The sequence below is a fragment of the Paraprevotella xylaniphila YIT 11841 genome (assembly GCF_000205165.1).
GTDB classification, from domain to species: Bacteria; Bacteroidota; Bacteroidia; order Bacteroidales; family Bacteroidaceae; genus Paraprevotella; species Paraprevotella xylaniphila.
Genome location: NZ_GL883856.1, coordinates 21274 through 37808 on the forward strand (window position 1 = coordinate 21274; position 16535 = coordinate 37808).

General features: G+C 46.1%; 14 protein-coding genes and 1 tRNA gene. 14 read left to right on the forward strand and 1 reads right to left on the reverse strand.

Translation table 11 applies throughout. From position 1 onward, the window contains the following. Window positions 1-50: 50 nt before the first annotated feature. A complete protein-coding gene (locus tag HMPREF9442_RS08585; protein WP_008627566.1) occupies window positions 51-1004 on the forward strand; it encodes a glycoside hydrolase family 25 protein in 954 nt (317 codons plus the stop codon). A 63-nt stretch (window positions 1005-1067) separates the two neighbouring features. Here the strand turns inward: HMPREF9442_RS08585 and prmA are convergent, their stop codons facing one another. After that, on the reverse strand, window positions 1068-1913 hold the full coding sequence (gene prmA, locus HMPREF9442_RS08590) for a 50S ribosomal protein L11 methyltransferase (protein ID WP_008627568.1): 846 nt from the start codon (window positions 1911-1913) through the stop codon (window positions 1068-1070). A gap of 146 nt (window positions 1914-2059) precedes the next feature. On the opposite strand from prmA, the gene HMPREF9442_RS15815 reads away from it, so the two are divergent. The 13 genes from HMPREF9442_RS15815 (at window position 2060) to galE (ending at window position 16468) form a co-directional block, all read left to right on the forward strand. Continuing rightward, window positions 2060-3070: a hypothetical protein gene (locus HMPREF9442_RS15815; protein ID WP_008627570.1), complete on the forward strand. Its 1011-nt coding sequence runs from the start codon at window positions 2060-2062 to the stop codon at window positions 3068-3070. 32 nt (window positions 3071-3102) lie between these two features. Continuing rightward, entirely contained in the window at window positions 3103-4749 is a 1647-nt protein-coding gene (locus HMPREF9442_RS08600; RefSeq protein WP_008627572.1) for a hypothetical protein, read from the forward strand. Window positions 4750-4836: 87 nt separating this feature from the next. Next, window positions 4837-4910: transfer RNA gene (locus HMPREF9442_RS08605), tRNA-Ala, on the forward strand. A gap of 245 nt (window positions 4911-5155) precedes the next feature. Continuing rightward, a complete protein-coding gene (locus HMPREF9442_RS08610; RefSeq protein WP_420850128.1) occupies window positions 5156-7897 on the forward strand; it encodes a SusC/RagA family TonB-linked outer membrane protein in 2742 nt (913 codons plus the stop codon). Between the two features lie 11 nt (window positions 7898-7908). Continuing rightward, window positions 7909-9543, forward strand: a complete 1635-nt coding sequence (locus HMPREF9442_RS08615) for a RagB/SusD family nutrient uptake outer membrane protein (RefSeq protein ID WP_008627576.1) — start codon at window positions 7909-7911, stop codon at window positions 9541-9543. Window positions 9544-9665: 122 nt separating this feature from the next. Beyond that, the gene (locus tag HMPREF9442_RS08620) at window positions 9666-10085 is read left to right on the forward strand and encodes a SoxR reducing system RseC family protein (RefSeq protein WP_008627577.1); all 420 of its coding nucleotides are present in this window, start codon (window positions 9666-9668) and stop codon (window positions 10083-10085) included. 8 nt (window positions 10086-10093) lie between these two features. After that, the gene (locus HMPREF9442_RS08625; protein ID WP_008627579.1) at window positions 10094-11050 is read left to right on the forward strand and encodes a Fe-S cluster domain-containing protein; all 957 of its coding nucleotides are present in this window, start codon (window positions 10094-10096) and stop codon (window positions 11048-11050) included. A gap of 29 nt (window positions 11051-11079) precedes the next feature. Then, entirely contained in the window at window positions 11080-12426 is a 1347-nt protein-coding gene (gene rsxC / locus HMPREF9442_RS08630; RefSeq protein ID WP_172634402.1) for an electron transport complex subunit RsxC, read from the forward strand. Between the two features lie 12 nt (window positions 12427-12438). Then, window positions 12439-13428 carry an RnfABCDGE type electron transport complex subunit D gene (locus tag HMPREF9442_RS08635; protein ID WP_008627582.1) on the forward strand — a complete coding sequence of 330 codons (990 nt, stop codon included), beginning with the start codon at window positions 12439-12441 and terminating at the stop codon, window positions 13426-13428. Next, complete coding sequence (locus HMPREF9442_RS08640) at window positions 13425-14054, forward strand: RnfABCDGE type electron transport complex subunit G (protein WP_008627583.1); 630 nt, start codon at window positions 13425-13427, stop codon at window positions 14052-14054. The genes HMPREF9442_RS08635 and HMPREF9442_RS08640 overlap by 4 nt, the downstream gene beginning before the upstream one ends. 18 nt (window positions 14055-14072) lie before the next feature. Then, a complete protein-coding gene (locus HMPREF9442_RS08645) occupies window positions 14073-14657 on the forward strand; it encodes an RnfABCDGE type electron transport complex subunit E (protein WP_008627584.1) in 585 nt (194 codons plus the stop codon). Window positions 14658-14677: 20 nt separating this feature from the next. Then, complete coding sequence (gene rsxA, locus HMPREF9442_RS08650; RefSeq protein WP_008627585.1) at window positions 14678-15289, forward strand: electron transport complex subunit RsxA; 612 nt, start codon at window positions 14678-14680, stop codon at window positions 15287-15289. Window positions 15290-15433: 144 nt separating this feature from the next. Further along, entirely contained in the window at window positions 15434-16468 is a 1035-nt protein-coding gene (galE, locus tag HMPREF9442_RS08655; protein WP_008622763.1) for a UDP-glucose 4-epimerase GalE, read from the forward strand. Window positions 16469-16535 lie beyond the last annotated feature (67 nt).

Genomic DNA, 16535 nt, shown 5'->3' on the forward strand with positions numbered 1-16535 from the left:
GGGACTTGCTATTTTTCTGAATAAAGGGGAAAAGAGAGACCGTTTCTATCATGTGTGCACAAATGCCGCAAACTGTAAAAAACAGAAAAACGACTGTTCAGAGGGGAAACCGTAAGAAAGTGGATAACATTCCCACGTCACGTAGTCCTAAGAGGAAAACTGCCTTATGCAAGAAGCAAAAGAAGAAAGGGGGAAGCAAATGGTTGTTTTTCAAACGTTGGCCGTCGTGGGCGATATGGGTCGGGGCCTTGTCTTTGGGAGTAGCTTATATACTTTTCTTTTATTATTTCTTTGTCGGGCCTTATTCATTCCGTTGGAAGGCCATTTACGGAGATCCCGTATATCCTGAAGGTTTTGATGTACATGGCATTGATGTTTCTCATTATCAGGAAAACATAGACTGGGAGCGTTTGCGCAACGCCAGTTTGAATTCATCTCCCGTCAGTTTTGTTTTCATCAAGGCAACCGAAGGCACGACGCTATTGGATGAAAATTTCAACCTAAACTTTTATGAAGCAAAGCAAAATGACTTTATAAGAGGAGCTTATCATTTCTTTTTGCCGGATGTGGATGCCCAAAAGCAAGCCCGGTTTTTCTTAAAGCAAGTGCATTTGGAACCTGGTGACCTCCCTCCTGTTTTAGATGTGGAAAAGGCCGGAAAGCTGACGGAAACACAGCTCCAAAAAGCTGTAAAGACTTGGTTGGATATTGTAGAAAAAGAATATGGTGTGAAACCCATTATTTATACAGGATACAAATTCAAATTGCATTATCTGAATACTCCTGCATTCAATGAATATCCTTATTGGATAGCGCATTATTATGTGGAGAAGTTAGAATATAAAGGAAAATGGAATTTCTGGCAACATACGGACTGTGGGAAAGTTACCGGAATCAAAGGTAATGTAGACTGTAATATTTTCAATGGGTCGTTTGAAGATTTGATGAACCTGACCATACCGGAACAGGAAGACGATTATACCTATCCTGAAGATTCATTATAGACAGGAATAAAGCCGCCGGAAGTCCTACAGGCATTACCGGCAGCTCTGGATTCATGTCGCTTATTATAAACGTTCGAATAAAAGCGTAGCCCAGTTCTCCTTTTCCGTATGGTTGAGATAGCTCAGTCCCAAGCTTTCCGCTTTTTGCACAAGCAAGGGTATATCCTCTACATAAAAACCGCTGAGAATCATTTGGCTTCCTGCATGCATAACCGATACGAACGATGGCAAGTCGGCTAAAAGAATGTTCCGGTTGATATTGGCTAAAATCAAGTCGAAAGCGTCTTTTCCTTGTAATATGGAGGCATTCCCTTCAACCACTTCCATGTTTTTCACACCATTCAGTTGCATGTTCTCTTTCGTATTGTCTACACTCCAACGATCTATATCGTAGGCCCACACCGATTTCGCCCCTTTCAACGTACAGAATATACCTAACACGCCAGTACCGCACCCGGCATCCAATACGGTTTTATGTCCGAGGTTCATCCCGAGCAAACGTTCCAATATCATGCCTGTAGTGTGATGCGTACCGGTACCGAAAGCCTGATGGGGATTTATCACGATATCATATTCGGCAGGAGACAGATTATGATGCTCCGGACTATGAATCAGAATACGGTCGGCGATTCGGACTGGTTCAAAGCCGTTACGTTCCCATTCCTCGTTCCAATTCTTATCTTCCGCTTCCGCCAATCGGTAGGTTACTTTCACATCCTCTATGGGAAAGAAATCTAGCAGGTTATCCAATACGGATTGCTCGAAAAGTCCGGTTTGCACATATCCTTTCACCCCCTGCGGAGTATCTACAAAACTTTCCAAACCGGCATCGGCCACCAAGGCTATCAAGATGTCGGCTGCATCCCTACTATAAGGGGATATAATGAAATCCAATTCCAAATATTTCATACTGTTTATTTTGTGTCGAGAATCTATTGGTTCTGCAAAAATAGCAAAAAAAGAGTTATATACTAAACTTTATTCGCGTTTCCGTATTGCCCGTCAACCGAGAAAAAGTTATATTTGCATATAATATAGGTAAAGGAGAAAAGACAATGAAAAACAGAATATTATTTTCACTCATCGTTGCAGTGATTCCGTTTTTTGGCTTTGCACAAATAGATGATATGTATTTCGTCCCTCAAAAAGAGACGAAAGTGAATGAGGATAAGCATCCCCAACCGCAACCTTCGGTACGTACGATTTCAGAAAATACGGCAGTGGACACCCGCTCAGGATATGCTCAGGGAAGCATCAGGGATGTAGATGAATATAACCGACGATATCGTTGGGATAATGATAGTATATCTGCCGCTGAAGAGGAAGTGGCAGGTCAAGATAGTGCTTCAACCGATAACAACCGGGAAGAAGGGGGAGACTATCAATATACGAAACGAATTCTTCGTTTCAACACCCCGACCATCGGCGTTGCGGTCAGCAGTCCTTTATACTGGGACTTACGTTATGGTCCCAATTCCATATATTGGGATGTATATGATGATGGATTTTACGCATACGCTTATCCTAGCAGTTGGTATTGGGGACCTACCTTCTCCTACTCGTGGGGATGGGGATTATACAATCCTTATTGGGCGTGGGGAGGTCCTTGGTATGCCGGATGGTATGATCCTTGGTATTGGGGACCGCACTGGCATCATCCGCATTGGGGACATCCCGGTCATGGATGGTATCCATCAAGACCGGTTACTCGTCCCAGTGTAAGATATCGGGAGAATAGTTCCCTGGCAAGAGGAACATCCCGCACTAATGTAAGAAACAGTTCTTCTGCCAGAAGAACCATACGAAACACAGGTAACACCAACCGGCAAACCATTTCGGAGAATTCTGCACGATTTACTCCAAATCGTTCTTCAACAACTACCAGGCAGTCTCCTCACACGCGTACGACTTCAACTCTTCAACGTAACACTCAACCGTCGAGAAGTTCTAATTTCACGCCATCGACCACAAGAAGCACTTTCCGTCCGTCGGTAAGTTCCCCCAGCCGTTCCGGAGGTGGTTTCTCCCCATCCAGGAGCGGAGGAGCACGAGGCGGTCGACGTTAACAAACAAAGATAAACCATAAAAGGAAGAAATAATGAAAAGAAAAAACCTCATATTTGTAAGCGCATTGCTAGCAAGCCAGTCTATGATGGCACAGACACCATATATGAACGAGAATTATATGCCGACCGATTTAATCGGAAGTGCGCGCTATGTAGGTATGGGCGGTGCATTAGGGGCATTGGGTGCTGATTTGTCTACCGCTTCTTCCAATCCGGCAGCATTAGGGCTTTACCGCAGAAGCGATGCAGCTTTATCATTCAGCGTGTTGACCCAACAGGAAAAACCGGATTTAAATGCAGACATGACTCATTTGTCTTTTGACCAGATGGGATTCGTGGTAAGTATCCCGGTTATGGCCAAAAGCGTAAGGTATGTTAATTTTGGAGTCAATTATCAGAAAAGAGCCAACTTCAACCAGTCATTTATCGCAGACAACGGAGCCTTGAACGGTTTGTCTCAGACGCAACAAATGGCAGACATTCTGAACCATACCCAGTATTCCACTCCTTTGGCAGACCTGATGTATAATTCCTGCCTTGTGAATCCGGAATACATACGGGATAACCAAGGTAATGTGCAGGTAGACCAAGAGGGGAATCCCTTATACGATTCTTATAATGCTTTAGAGTCAGATCGGAATAATTACGACCGTACGACGGAAGGCGGTATCGCAGGATATGATTTCAACCTGTCTATGAACATCAAAGACCGAGTGTATTTAGGTTTCACTTTAGGCGTGAACGACGTGGACTATTACAGTTACAGCACTTATCGGGAGTTCGGCACGATTTCGGACGGCCAAGGTAACTCTTACAGCGATTTCGAGAATTATTCCTTATATAATACCCAACATGTAAGTGGATATGGAATCAATGTGAAGTTGGGTGGTATATTCCGTCCCATCGGAAATTCCCCCTTCCGCATAGGTCTGGCCGTAGAAACGCCGACCTTCTATCATTTGGAATCTTATTCTTCATATAGCATAGACTCTCCCATGATGGAGGATGAGAACTATGACATCTACATCAATCAAGACAGAAACGGTAATTTTATATATACCAATTATCTTCCGGAGGTGGATTTGGCTAACTTGCACATGAAAATTACCACACCGTGGAAATTTCGGGTTTCGTTAGGACATACGATTGGAACTTATCTGGCTATAGGAGCTGAATATGAATACGCTGATTACTCTAAAACGAAACAGGGGTATGAAGACTGGGACTACGACTATTGGGGCTATGGTTATTCCAGAGGAACGACACACGACCGCGATATGGACGCGTTGCACAAGTCTACGCTACGCGGAAGCCATTCTTTCAAGTTCGGTATGGAATTGAATCTGACGGATAATGTCGCATTTCGTGCGGGGTATAATTATTATTCCCGCATGTTCAAGGAAGAAGCGACTTTAGATCAAACGGGGCCTTCTCCGGCTTTCGGTTATCAAACGACAACAGATTATATGAATAAAGACGACGTGAATATATTCACAGCCGGTTTAGGTTACCACGGAAAGCATTTTTATGCCGATATGGCTTATAAGTGCCGCGTACAGTCGGGAGATTTCTATGCATTCGACGATACTTATATCACACAAACCGGTACTCGTCTTACTCCAGTGGATGTAAACCTAAATACTCATCAGGTGTTTTTTACATTAGGATATAAATTCTGATTATAAAGGAGCAAAGTCAGAAGAAAAAACAGCAAAAAAGTTTTGCGTTTCAAAAAATATATCTAACTTTGCATCGTCAAAAAGGTTGGGGTATTAGCTCATCTGGCTAGAGCGTTTGACTGGCAGTCAAAAGGTGGCAGGTTCGAGTCCTGTATACTCCACTTTACATAAAAGCGAAAAAACTTGCAGTCGCTAAAACCAATATTTTTATTGGTGAATTTTATTATTCTATTTGGGTTATTCAACTTTATTACATTTTTTTTCTTTCTCTATTTTTCTTCCCTTAAAAAAGAGCTTATTTAAAAGAAATTCTGTATATTTGCCCATGTAATATTCAAACTATACCAACATTTACTCTTAAATCTCTTTGCTTATGAAAAAAGGGACATTTTTATGGTTGGGGCGAATGGGATTACCCCTTTCTTTGGCGTTATGCCATATATATCCTCTTGCAGCACAGAACAAAGTGATTCTGCCGGACTCCATTCCTTGGATGTTATCGGATTCATTAATGAAAGGGGATGTGCTGCAAATCGGTTATGCCACAGGAGACCGGAGAACCGTAGCAGGTTCTGTAGATCAGGTATCTGAAAATAGAATGAACAAAGGCATGATTTCCAATCCTTTAAACTCTATTAACGGGCAAGTGGCCGGTGTCAGTATGTTACCGGGAAGGGAGGCCATGCTCAACTCCGTACGTGTCCGGGGTACAACCTCCCTGACGGGGGGGAATGATCCTTTGGTAATCATTGATGGCGTATTTGCTGATTTGAGCACGCTAAGTATGATTTTTCCTGCGGACATCGAAAGCTTCACTATTCTCAAGGATGCTTCAGAAACGGCTCAATATGGCGCACGAGGTGCTTCGGGTGTCATAAAAGTAAGTACCAAACAAGGACACAGCGGAAGTTTCAGTTTGAGTTATGACGGAAATTTTAGTGTCGAGTCTATTTATAAAAACATAAAAATGCTTTCTGGAGAGGCTTTCAGGAACGTGGCACACGAAAGAGGCATATCAATTCTGGATTTGGGATATGACACGGATTTTCCAGAGGAAATCACGCGCATGGGATGGGTGCAAAATCATCATGTAGCTTTTGGAGGTGGTACGGAATCCTCTTATTACCGTGCTTCTCTGGCGCTTTTGGATCGAAAAGACGTGGTGAAAAGTTCAGACTACCGGAATTACATGGCCAAAATAGATATTACGCAACGGGCGTTCAACGACCGCCTGCGTTTCGACCTGGGGGTAATGGGGGCAGTACGTAAGAGCAACAATTTGGTAGATATACAAAAGACATTTTATTCAGCAGCAGCTTTCAATCCCACTTTTCCGGCCCACAAGAATGCGACGGGCGGTTGGGATCAAGTGACAACTGCCAGTTGGATTACCAACCCTTTGGCCTGGATGGAAGTAAGCGACGAAGAATCGAATGCGCATTTTAATGCCCATTTGAAAATGGAGTTGGTTTTAACCCCACATTTGGTACTTTCCGCCTTTGGTTCTTACCTGTACAATGTCATAGATAACGGACAATATCTTCCTACTACCGTATGGGCACATGGACAAGCTTATCGAGGCGAACAGAAGGTGGAAGATGTGTTGGGAAATATGATGTTGAACTTCAATCGAGCTTTTGGAAAACATAAACTGGACGCTCTCCTATTGGGAGAAGCGCAACAACGTATCATGTCCGGCTTCCACACAACTGTTACGAATTTCACAACCGACAAGTTCGGTTTTCACAACCTGCAGGCCGGAGCCGTAAGACTATGGGAGGGGACAGGCTCTTATTATGAGAATCCTCGTCTGGCATCTTTTTTAGGACGTGTCAATTATGTATACGACGATCGTTATGTGGCTACCGTAAACATGCGTACCGATGCTTCATCCAAGGTGGGACGTAACCATCGTTGGGGCTTTTTCCCATCGCTTTCCGCTGCCTGGATTCTGAGCGAGGAAGATTTCATGAAATCTCTCTATTGGCTGAACAACCTCAAATTCAGAGTCGGTTACGGGTACTCTGGTAATCAGGATGCCATTGATTCTTACAATTCCCTCCAGTTGGTGAAACCTAATGGAGTAGTATCTTCTGGTGGTGACCCAACGGTGACAATGGGTTTGATACGCAATGCCAATCCTGACTTGCGTTGGGAGGTAAAACGTACGATGAACGTTGGACTGGATGCTGCTTTTTGGGACGGACGGGCTATTTTCACATTTGATTATTACCATTCCGTCACGGATGACATGCTGTACCAATACGATGTAAGCGTACCGCCATTTGCCTATAATAAATTGTTGGCCAATTTAGGTTCCATGCGTAACAGCGGAGTGGAATTGGGATTCGGCTTCACTCCTTTGCGTAAAAAAGACATGGAACTGAACGTCAACGTCAACGTCACGTTCCAACGCAATAAGTTACTTTCTCTAAGTGGAATGTATAATGGAGAATATATGTCGGCTCCACAATATACGCCGATTGCCGACTTAACCGGTGCGGGCTTTCATGGCGGATATAATCATATTGTATACCAGATTGTAGGGCAGCCTTTGGGTGTCTTTTATTTACCCCATTGTACAGGACTCATCCAACGCGAAGACGGAACATACGCATACGAAATAGCCGACCTTGACGGAGGAGGCGTGGACCTGGAAGACGGGGGGGACCGTTACGTGGCAGGACAGGCCACTCCCAAAACTCTATTGGGTTCTAACGTCAGCTTCCGTTATAAGAATGTGGACGTATCGTTGCAAATCAATGGTGCTTTCGGACATAAAATTTATAATGGTACGGCCTTGGCTTATATGAATATGGGAAGTTTTCCCGATTACAACGTACTGGCAGCCGCCCCTCAACGTAATATTTACGACCAGACTGCTACAGATTACTGGCTTGAAAACGGAAACTACGTGAATTTTGATTATTTGACTATCGGTTGGAATATTCCGTTGAAGAAATGGGGCAAATACGTGCAGCATCTGCGTTTATCGGCGTCGGTGAACAATCTGGCTACCATTACGGCCTATTCCGGACTGACCCCAATGATTAACAGTTACATCGTAGATGCCACACTCGGAGTGGACGACAAACGGAACTATCCGGTATATCGTTCTTATACCTTGGGATTAACTATTCAATTTTAAAGCATGACAACATGAAAAAGTGGATTTTATGGGCGGGATACACCCTTGTTTGCTGTTATGGTTGTGCAGGATTCTTAGATGAAGCTCCACGAGACCAATTACCCGAAGAGGACGCTTATGACACGCCTGCCAATATATACCTGAACACGGTGGCTACCCTCTATAACTATGTGGGTGGATACGAAGACAGTCAAGGGCTACAGGGTACTTGCCGAGGTGTATATGACTTGAACACACTGACCACTGATGAAGCTTTGTTGCCAACTCGCGGAGGAGACTGGTACGATGGCGGACTCTGGCAAGGATTGTTCTTGCACGATTGGGGAGTCAATAATGACGTGATAGCAGCTTCGTGGGAGTATCTATACAAAGTGATTGTGCTTAGTAACAAGTCGATAGAACGTCTGACGGAATTGCAGAACCGCAAGGATGCTCCTGCAGAATTGAAAAATTATGTGGCAGAAGTCAGAGCCTTTCGGGCGATGTACTACTATTATTTGCTAGATATGTTCGGGCGTGTGCCTTTGGTGTTATCTTCGTCCACCCCCATGAAGGACGTCAACCAAAGCGAACGTGAGGAAGTATTCAAATTTTCTGTAAACGAATTGCAGGCGGCATTGCCTTATCTGAATGAAGCGCACAGCAACCAAAAAGGAGAATATTATGGCCGGATGACCCGTCCGGTAGCTTGTTTTTTGTTGGCCAAACTATTCCTGAATATAGAGATTTATACGGACAACGATTGGACGGACGAAAACCACCCTGACGGAAAAGCATATCAAGTGAATATAGGATCTCAAACACTGAACGCATGGCAGGCCGTACAAGCGTATTGCGACTCGATACGTGTTATGGGATACAAATTATCTTCGCGCATGGTAGATAATTTCGTTGTGTACAACGAACCGTCGGAAGAAAATATTTTCACGATACCGATGGATAAACATGCATTGCAAAACCAAATGCAATATCTATTCCGTTCCCGTCATTACAACCATGGGAAAGCTTACGGGCTGAGTGGAGAAAATGGAACCAGTGCCACGATTGAAACCCTACGCACATTTGGCTACGATACCGATTCGGTAGACCATCGCTTCGAAGACAGCTTCTTTGCCGGAACGGTCTTGGATCCCAATGGCAATCCAGTGAAACTGGACGACGGAAGCACGTTGGAGTATTTGCCGTGGAGCATACGTTTGGACGTATCGGCACAACCTTACGAAAAATCTGCCGGCGCACGAATGAAGAAATATGAAGTAGACCTGAAAAGCACAAAAGACGGTAAATTGTCGGACAACGATATTGTATTGTTTCGTTATGCCGACGTATTATTAATGAAAAGCGAGGCTAAAATAAGAAACGGGGAAGACGGAACAGCTGAACTGAACGAAGTGCGGCGACGTTCCGACATGTATCCTCGTCCAGCCACCCTTCACAATATCCTGGAGGAACGCAAACTGGAACTCGTATGGGAAGGATGGAGAAGACAGGACATGATTCGTTTCGGTACCTATACGCAAGCTTACACAGACCGTCCGCAACAGGAGGATGAAGCATCAGGCTACACCACGGTGTTTCCCATCCCTGCCAAGGTGTTGTCTTTGAATCCGCGATTATCCCAAAATCCCGGATATGAGACGAGGTGAATGACTCGAAAAAAACGATAGGTTAAAAAAAACAAATACAGAGAATTTTCTATTCGAATACCTACTATTAGTTACCAAATTAATGCTACATTTGCGGCAATTTGCAATATCGAGTTTACAAAATGGCCCAAATAATCATACATCGAGGTACCGTGAAAAGCGTGAGAGGAAAACACGTTAGTGTGCAAATAATCCAGGCTTCCGCGTGTTCATCCTGTGTGGCTAAAAAAATGTGCAATTCGTCGGAAAGCAAAGAGAAGTTGGTCGATATCGTCAGCCCCGAAGCATTTTCTTACCAGGTAGGAGAGGAAGTTCTCCTGACCGGAAGTGTGGAGATGGGACTGAAAGCCGTGTTTTGGGCATACGGTGCGCCGTTGTTGCTATTGATGGCTGTTTTGCTAGCCACCTTGCAAGTTACGGCCGATGAACCTTTGGCAGCTCTGATAGCATTAGCCAGCCTGGTTGTCTATTATGTTGTGCTCTACCTCAATAAAAACAGGTTGACAAGAAAATTTTCATTTACCATTAAACACATAAAATAAATATTGTTATGAACGTGATTTTGATTGCAGTAATTATTTTGGGAGTCGTGGGGTTGGTGGCATCCATCATGCTCTATGCGGCATCCAAGAAATTTGCTGTCGTAGAGGATGAACGCATTGGCCAAGTGGCCGAAGTCTTGCCGCAAGCCAATTGTGGCGGATGCGGTTATCCGGGATGTGCCGGTTTTGCCGCTGCTTGCGTGAAAGCGGCAGACGGTGGTTCGCTCGAAGGCAAGTTATGTCCCGTAGGCGGACAACCGGTTATGGAAAAAGTAGCCGGAATTTTGGGGCTTGCAGCTGCGGCCAGCACCCCGAAAGTGGCTGTTGTGCGTTGTAACGGGACTTGTGCCAATCGGCCACGTGTGGTGGATTACGACGGGGTGCGCAGTTGCCGTGTGCAGCTGTTGGCGGGCACAGGAGAAACGGCATGCGCATTCGGTTGCTTGGGAGGTGGTGATTGTGTGGCGGCGTGCCAGTTCGGTGCATTGTCTATCAATCCGGAAACAGGATTGCCCGAGGTAGACGAAGAACGCTGTACGGCTTGTGGTGCCTGCGTCAAGACCTGTCCGCGAAGAGTCATCGAGCTCCGGCCGAAAGGACCGAAAAACCGCCGAATGGTCGTAATGTGCGTGAACCGTGACAAAGGTGCTGTGGCGAACAAGGTTTGCAAGGCTTCCTGTATCGGTTGCGGCAAGTGCGTGAAGACCTGTCCGTTCGAGGCCATCACTCTCAACAACAATTTGGCCTATATCGATCCGGAAAAGTGCAAGTTGTGCCGAAAGTGTGAGGAAGCTTGCCCGAAAGGAGCCATCCATGCCATCAACTTCCCGCCGCGTAAGCCGAAAGTGGAGAAACCGACTGCAACAGCAGCCCCGAAACCAACCAATCCGGCGGCACAACCGGTATCCGCTCCCGCAGCACAGCCTGTAACCACCGTTACATCGGAAGAAAAGAAAGAAGCATAATTCATAGGATTGTCAAATTAAAAAAGAATATCGTGAAAACGTTTAAGATAGGTGGAGTTCATCCATCTGAAAACAAATTTTCCGCCGCTTCTCCCATCCGCCTGGCCGGATTGCCCAAACAAGCTGTCTTTTCACTTTATCAGCATATTGGCGCACCGGCTAAACCGGTCGTAGCCAAAGGAGATGAAGTGAAAGTAGGCATGATGTTGGCCGAGGCAGACGGCTTTGTGTCGGTTCCCGTCCACTCCTCCGTGTCCGGAAAAGTGAGCAAGATAGATGCGATTGTCGATGCCAGCGGTTACCGCCGTCCGGCCATCTTTGTAGACGTGGAGGGAGATGAATGGGTCGAGACGATTGACCGGACCCCCGATTTGGTGACATTGGCTCAAAGGCCGGAGTTGACAGCCGAAGACATCGTGAACACGGTGAAAGCGGCCGGTATTGTCGGTATGGGTGGTGCCACATTCCCCTGCCATGTGAAACTGACTCCTCCCAAGGGGACAAAAGCCGAATGCGTCATCATCAACGCTGTGGAGTGCGAACCGTACCTGACAGCCGACCATCGGTTGCTGTTGGAAAAACCGGACGAAATCCTGGTAGGAGTGGATTTAATCATGAAGGCAGTGGGTGTGGACAAGGGTTATATCGGCATCGAGAACAACAAACCGGATGCCATCGCTCTCTTGACGGAGAAAGCGAAAGCTTATCCGCATATTGAGGTCGTGCCATTGCAAGTGAAATACCCTCAGGGAGGAGAGAAGCAGTTGATTGCCGCTGTTACCGGACGTGAAGTCCCGGCTCCTCCGGCATTGCCCATTAACGTAGGAGCAGTGGTACAAAATGTAGGTACGGTTTTTGCCATCTATGAAGCGGTAATGAAAAACAAACCCCTGTTTGAACGTGTCATCACCGTGACGGGTAAGGAAGTGCAAAACCCTTCTAACCTGTTGGCACGTATCGGCACGCCGATGAACCAACTCATCGAGGAATGCGGCGGATTGCCAGAAAACACAGGAAAAGTAATTGGCGGAGGCCCGATGATGGGAAAGGCGCTGATGAACCTCGACGTGCCGGTATGCAAAGGTTCTTCCGGCCTCCTGCTCATGAGCGAAAGGGAATCCCGTCGTGCGGAACCGCAGCCCTGCATCCGTTGCGCCAAATGTGTCAGTGCCTGCCCGATGGGGCTCGAGCCCTATTTGTTGGCCACGGCTTCCGCGTTGCGCAACTGGGAGTTGGCGGAAGATAACGACATCACGTCATGCATCGAATGCGGTTCGTGCCAGTTTACCTGTCCTTCCACACGCCCGATGTTAGATAATATCCGTATGGGCAAGACTACTGTAATGGCCCTCATCCGGGCTCGTAATACAAAATAAAAGAGAAAGATTATGGCAAAGAAATTAATTGTATCGCTGTCGCCCCATGTGCATGGACGGGATAGTGTACAAAGAAATATGTATGGAGTGTGCATCGCACTCATACCGACCCTGTTAACCTCGTTGTATTTCTTTGGGTTGGGAGCCGCTATCGTATTGGCTACGTCCGTGGCTGCCTGTGTGTTCTTCGAGTGGGCTATAACGAAATATGTATTGAAACGCGATCGAGTAACGATAACAGACGGTTCGGCCATCCTGACCGGACTGCTGTTGGGGTTCAATCTGCCTTCCAATCTGCCGATATGGATTATCCTCATCGGAGCATTGGTAGCCATCGGTATCGGTAAGATGACTTTCGGCGGATTAGGGTGTAATCCCTTCAACCCGGCATTGGTGGGGCGCGTGTTCCTTCTGGTTTCATTCCCGGTGCAGATGACCACATGGCCTGTGCCCGGACAAATGGTAGCTTATCTCGATGCCGAAACAGGTGCCACTCCGTTGGCTGTCATGAAGGAAGCAATCAAGAGCGGAGACGCTTCCGTACTTCAAAGATTGCCAGACGCTATTGACATGCTCGTAGGTCAGACCGGAGGATGCTTGGGCGAAGTGAGCGCTTTGGCCTTATTGATAGGTCTGGCCTATATGTTGGCCCGGCGTATCGTGACATGGCACATTCCAGTTTCCATTTTGGCTACCGTTTTTGTGTTGGCCGGACTGCTCCATCTGTCTAATCCCGTTTATGCGTCTCCCGTGTCCGTATTGCTCACGGGTGGTATGATGTTAGGGGCCTGCTTTATGGCTACGGATTATGTGACCTCGCCCATGACGGCAAAGGGACAGATTATTTATGGAGTGGCCATAGGTATGCTCACCGTAGTCATTCGTACTTTCGGCGCATATCCTGAAGGTATGTCGTTCGCAATCTTAATCATGAACGCCTTTACGCCGTTGATTAACACCTATTGTAAACCTAAAAGATTCGGGGAGGTCGTAAAAAAATGAAAAAGTTAGAGTCTTCATTACTCAATATGGTCCTGGTGCTGACCGCCATTTCCCTCATAGCCGGGGGGACTTTGGCTTATATTAATAAGGTGACACAAGGCCCCATTGCCGAAATCAACGCAAAGAATTTGCAGGATGGCATCAAAAAAGTGATTTTGGGAGGTCAACCCGGTGATTTAAAAGTTGAAGAACCGGTAGAATCAAACGGTTATACTCTCTATAAAACCGACAAGGGAACGGCCGTGAAGGCTGTAACCAATGGGTTCGGCGGACCGCTTGAAGTCCTGGTTGGTTTTAATGAGGTTGGTGACATTCTGGGCTATACGATTCTGGCTACGGTAGAAACTCCCGGACTGGGTGTGAAAGCCGACACGTGGTTCCAAAAAGGCGGTAAGGGCGACATTATCGGGCGGAATCCGGGAGAGAAGGAACTGGCCGTATCCAAAGACGGCGGAGACATCGACGCCATCACGGCGTCTACCATTACTAGCCGGGCTTTCCTGAATGCCGTGAATGCTGCTTATCAGGCGTTGAAAGGAAATACCAGCGATGCAGCGAGCGGAGCTAGCGTACAGGCCGGACGGGTGGAAAGCGCAACCGGAACCGGAAGTGATTCTATTCATTAAAGAAAGGAGGGACGTAATATGAATAATTTTAAAGTGTTGATGAACGGTATCATCAAAGAAAACCCGACGTTTGTACTTCTTTTGGGTATGTGTCCCACTTTGGGTACGACTTCTTCGGCATTGAACGGTATGTCCATGGGATTGGCCACGACTTTCGTGCTCGTATGTTCCAATGTGGTTATTTCCATGATTAAGAATTTGATTCCCGACATGGTGCGTATTCCGGCATTCATTGTCGTCATCGCGTCTTTCGTAACCGCCTTGCAAATGTGCATGCAGGCATTCGTTCCTGACATCTATGCCACATTGGGCTTGTTCATTCCCTTGATTGTAGTGAACTGTATCATTTTGGGACGTGCCGAAGCATTTGCCAGTAAAAACGGAGTGATACCTTCGTTTTTCGATGGAGTAGGAATGGGGTTAGGTTTCACAATCGCCTTGACTGTTCTCGGAGCCGTACGAGAGATTTTGGGAACGGGTAAAATCTTCGGTCTGGAGGTTTGGCCGGAAGATTACGGCATGCTGATGTTCGTGTTGGCTCCCGGGGCTTTCATCGTATTGGGGTACTTGATTGCCATTGTGAACAAACTGAAAAAAGCGTAAATTTGTAAACTTAGAACAATATGGAAGCAATATATCAGTATTTAATCGTTTTCATCACCGCCATATTTGTCAACAACGTCGTGTTGTCGCAAATTCTTGGTATTTGTCCGTTTCTCGGCGTATCCAAGAAAATCAATACGGCTTTAGGCATGTCAGGTGCTGTGGCGTTCGTTTTGGTGCTCGCCACATTGGTGACTTACCTGTTGCAGTATTATGTTTTGAACCCGCTCGAACTCGGCTATTTGCAGACCATAGCTTTTATCTTGGTTATTGCTGCATTGGTGCAGTTGGTGGAAATCATCCTGAAAAAAGTATCCCCGGCACTTTATCAGGCATTGGGAGTATTCCTTCCTCTGATAACCACTAACTGTGCTGTGCTTGGTGTGGCCATCCTGGTTATACAAAAGGAATTCAACCTGATGATGGGGGTATGGTATGCCTTGAGCACTGCGTTGGGCTTCGGACTGGCATTGGTTATATTTGCCGGCATACGCGAGCAACTCAACCTTGTGTCCGTACCTAAAGGGATGCAGGGCATGAGTATCGCGTTGGTCACCGCTGGTTTGTTGGCCATGGCATTCATGGGATTCAGCGGAGTAGATAACGGATTGAAGGCATTTCTTAGCCTCTAATCCGCCACGTTTTTTCAAAACTGATACGACCTGCAAAGAAAATGCAGGTCGTATCGCTTTTTTATGGTCAAAAATCATACAGCATATAATTAAATTTAGTACATTTGCTATTGTTACAAAAACAAAAAATCGAAGCTTACTAATATGAAAGAGACAATTTTAGTGACAGGCGGTACCGGATTCATCGGTTCACACACGACGGTGGAACTCCAGCAGGCTGGTTATGACGTAGTCATCGTGGACAACCTCTCGAATTCACGTGAAGATGTATTGGATGGTATCGAAAAGATTACCGGCATTCGTCCGGCTTTTGAGAAAGTAGACTTGCGCGATTTCGACGCCACCGAGTCGGTATTCAAAAAATATCCGAAAATTAGCGGTATCATTCATTTTGCAGCGAGCAAGGCTGTAGGTGAAAGCGTACAGAAACCGTTGCTGTATTATCATAACAATATCGTTTCCCTGATTAATCTGTTGCAGTTGATGCCGAAGTATGATGTGAAGGGTATCATCTTCTCTTCGTCATGTACCGTATACGGCCAGCCGGATGTGCTACCTGCCACAGAGGAGACCCCCATCAAAAAGGCGGAAAGCCCATACGGCAATACCAAACAGATTAACGAGGAAATCATAGCGGACACCATCAAGAGCGGCTCTCCGATAAAAGCCATCTTGTTGCGTTATTTTAACCCGATTGGTGCGCACCCCACAGCGTTTATCGGAGAAATGCCGAACGGCGTGCCTCAGAACCTGATACCATACCTGACACAAACGGCCATGGGTATCCGTAAGGAATTAAGTGTGTTCGGAGACGATTATGACACGCCGGACGGCTCTTGCATCCGTGATTATATTTATGTAGTGGATTTGGCTAAGGCACATGTTTGCGCCATGACGCGCATCATGGAAGACCAGACTACCGAACCGGTGGAGGTTTACAACATCGGTACGGGTACGGGTACTTCCGTGCTTGAATTGATTAATGCTTTTGAGAAAGCTACCGGTGTGAAATTGAATTATAAGATCGTAGGACGCCGTGCCGGTGACATCGAAAAGGTGTGGGGCAATGTGGACAAAGCCAATAAAGTGTTGGGTTGGAAAGCCGAAACTCCGTTGGAGGACGTGTTGGCCTCCGCTTGGAAATGGCAATGCGTATTGCGCGAAAAAGGAATAATGTAAATAAAATAAAGGACACAGAAGACGCTTTATGCGTAATTGCGCATTAATCCAGTTGGTATTTCCAATA

What these genes read in the sequence shown, in the direction of transcription:
- HMPREF9442_RS08645 (WP_008627584.1), top strand. Translation starts at nt 14,073, where the DNA reads ATGAATAATTTTAAAGTGTTGATGAACGGTATCATCAAAGAAAACCCG.
- HMPREF9442_RS08625 (WP_008627579.1), top strand. Translation starts at nt 10,094, where the DNA reads ATGAACGTGATTTTGATTGCAGTAATTATTTTGGGAGTCGTGGGGTTG.
- galE (WP_008622763.1), top strand. Translation starts at nt 15,434, where the DNA reads ATGAAAGAGACAATTTTAGTGACAGGCGGTACCGGATTCATCGGTTCA.
- HMPREF9442_RS08615 (WP_008627576.1), top strand. Translation starts at nt 7,909, where the DNA reads ATGAAAAAGTGGATTTTATGGGCGGGATACACCCTTGTTTGCTGTTAT.
- HMPREF9442_RS08585 (WP_008627566.1), top strand. Translation starts at nt 51, where the DNA reads ATGTGTGCACAAATGCCGCAAACTGTAAAAAACAGAAAAACGACTGTT.
- HMPREF9442_RS08610 (WP_420850128.1), top strand. Translation starts at nt 5,156, where the DNA reads ATGGGATTACCCCTTTCTTTGGCGTTATGCCATATATATCCTCTTGCA.
- HMPREF9442_RS15815 (WP_008627570.1), top strand. Translation starts at nt 2,060, where the DNA reads ATGAAAAACAGAATATTATTTTCACTCATCGTTGCAGTGATTCCGTTT.
- prmA (WP_008627568.1), bottom strand. Translation starts at nt 1,913, where the DNA reads ATGAAATATTTGGAATTGGATTTCATTATATCCCCTTATAGTAGGGAT.
- rsxA (WP_008627585.1), top strand. Translation starts at nt 14,678, where the DNA reads ATGGAAGCAATATATCAGTATTTAATCGTTTTCATCACCGCCATATTT.
- HMPREF9442_RS08600 (WP_008627572.1), top strand. Translation starts at nt 3,103, where the DNA reads ATGAAAAGAAAAAACCTCATATTTGTAAGCGCATTGCTAGCAAGCCAG.
- HMPREF9442_RS08635 (WP_008627582.1), top strand. Translation starts at nt 12,439, where the DNA reads ATGGCAAAGAAATTAATTGTATCGCTGTCGCCCCATGTGCATGGACGG.
- HMPREF9442_RS08640 (WP_008627583.1), top strand. Translation starts at nt 13,425, where the DNA reads ATGAAAAAGTTAGAGTCTTCATTACTCAATATGGTCCTGGTGCTGACC.
- HMPREF9442_RS08620 (WP_008627577.1), top strand. Translation starts at nt 9,666, where the DNA reads ATGGCCCAAATAATCATACATCGAGGTACCGTGAAAAGCGTGAGAGGA.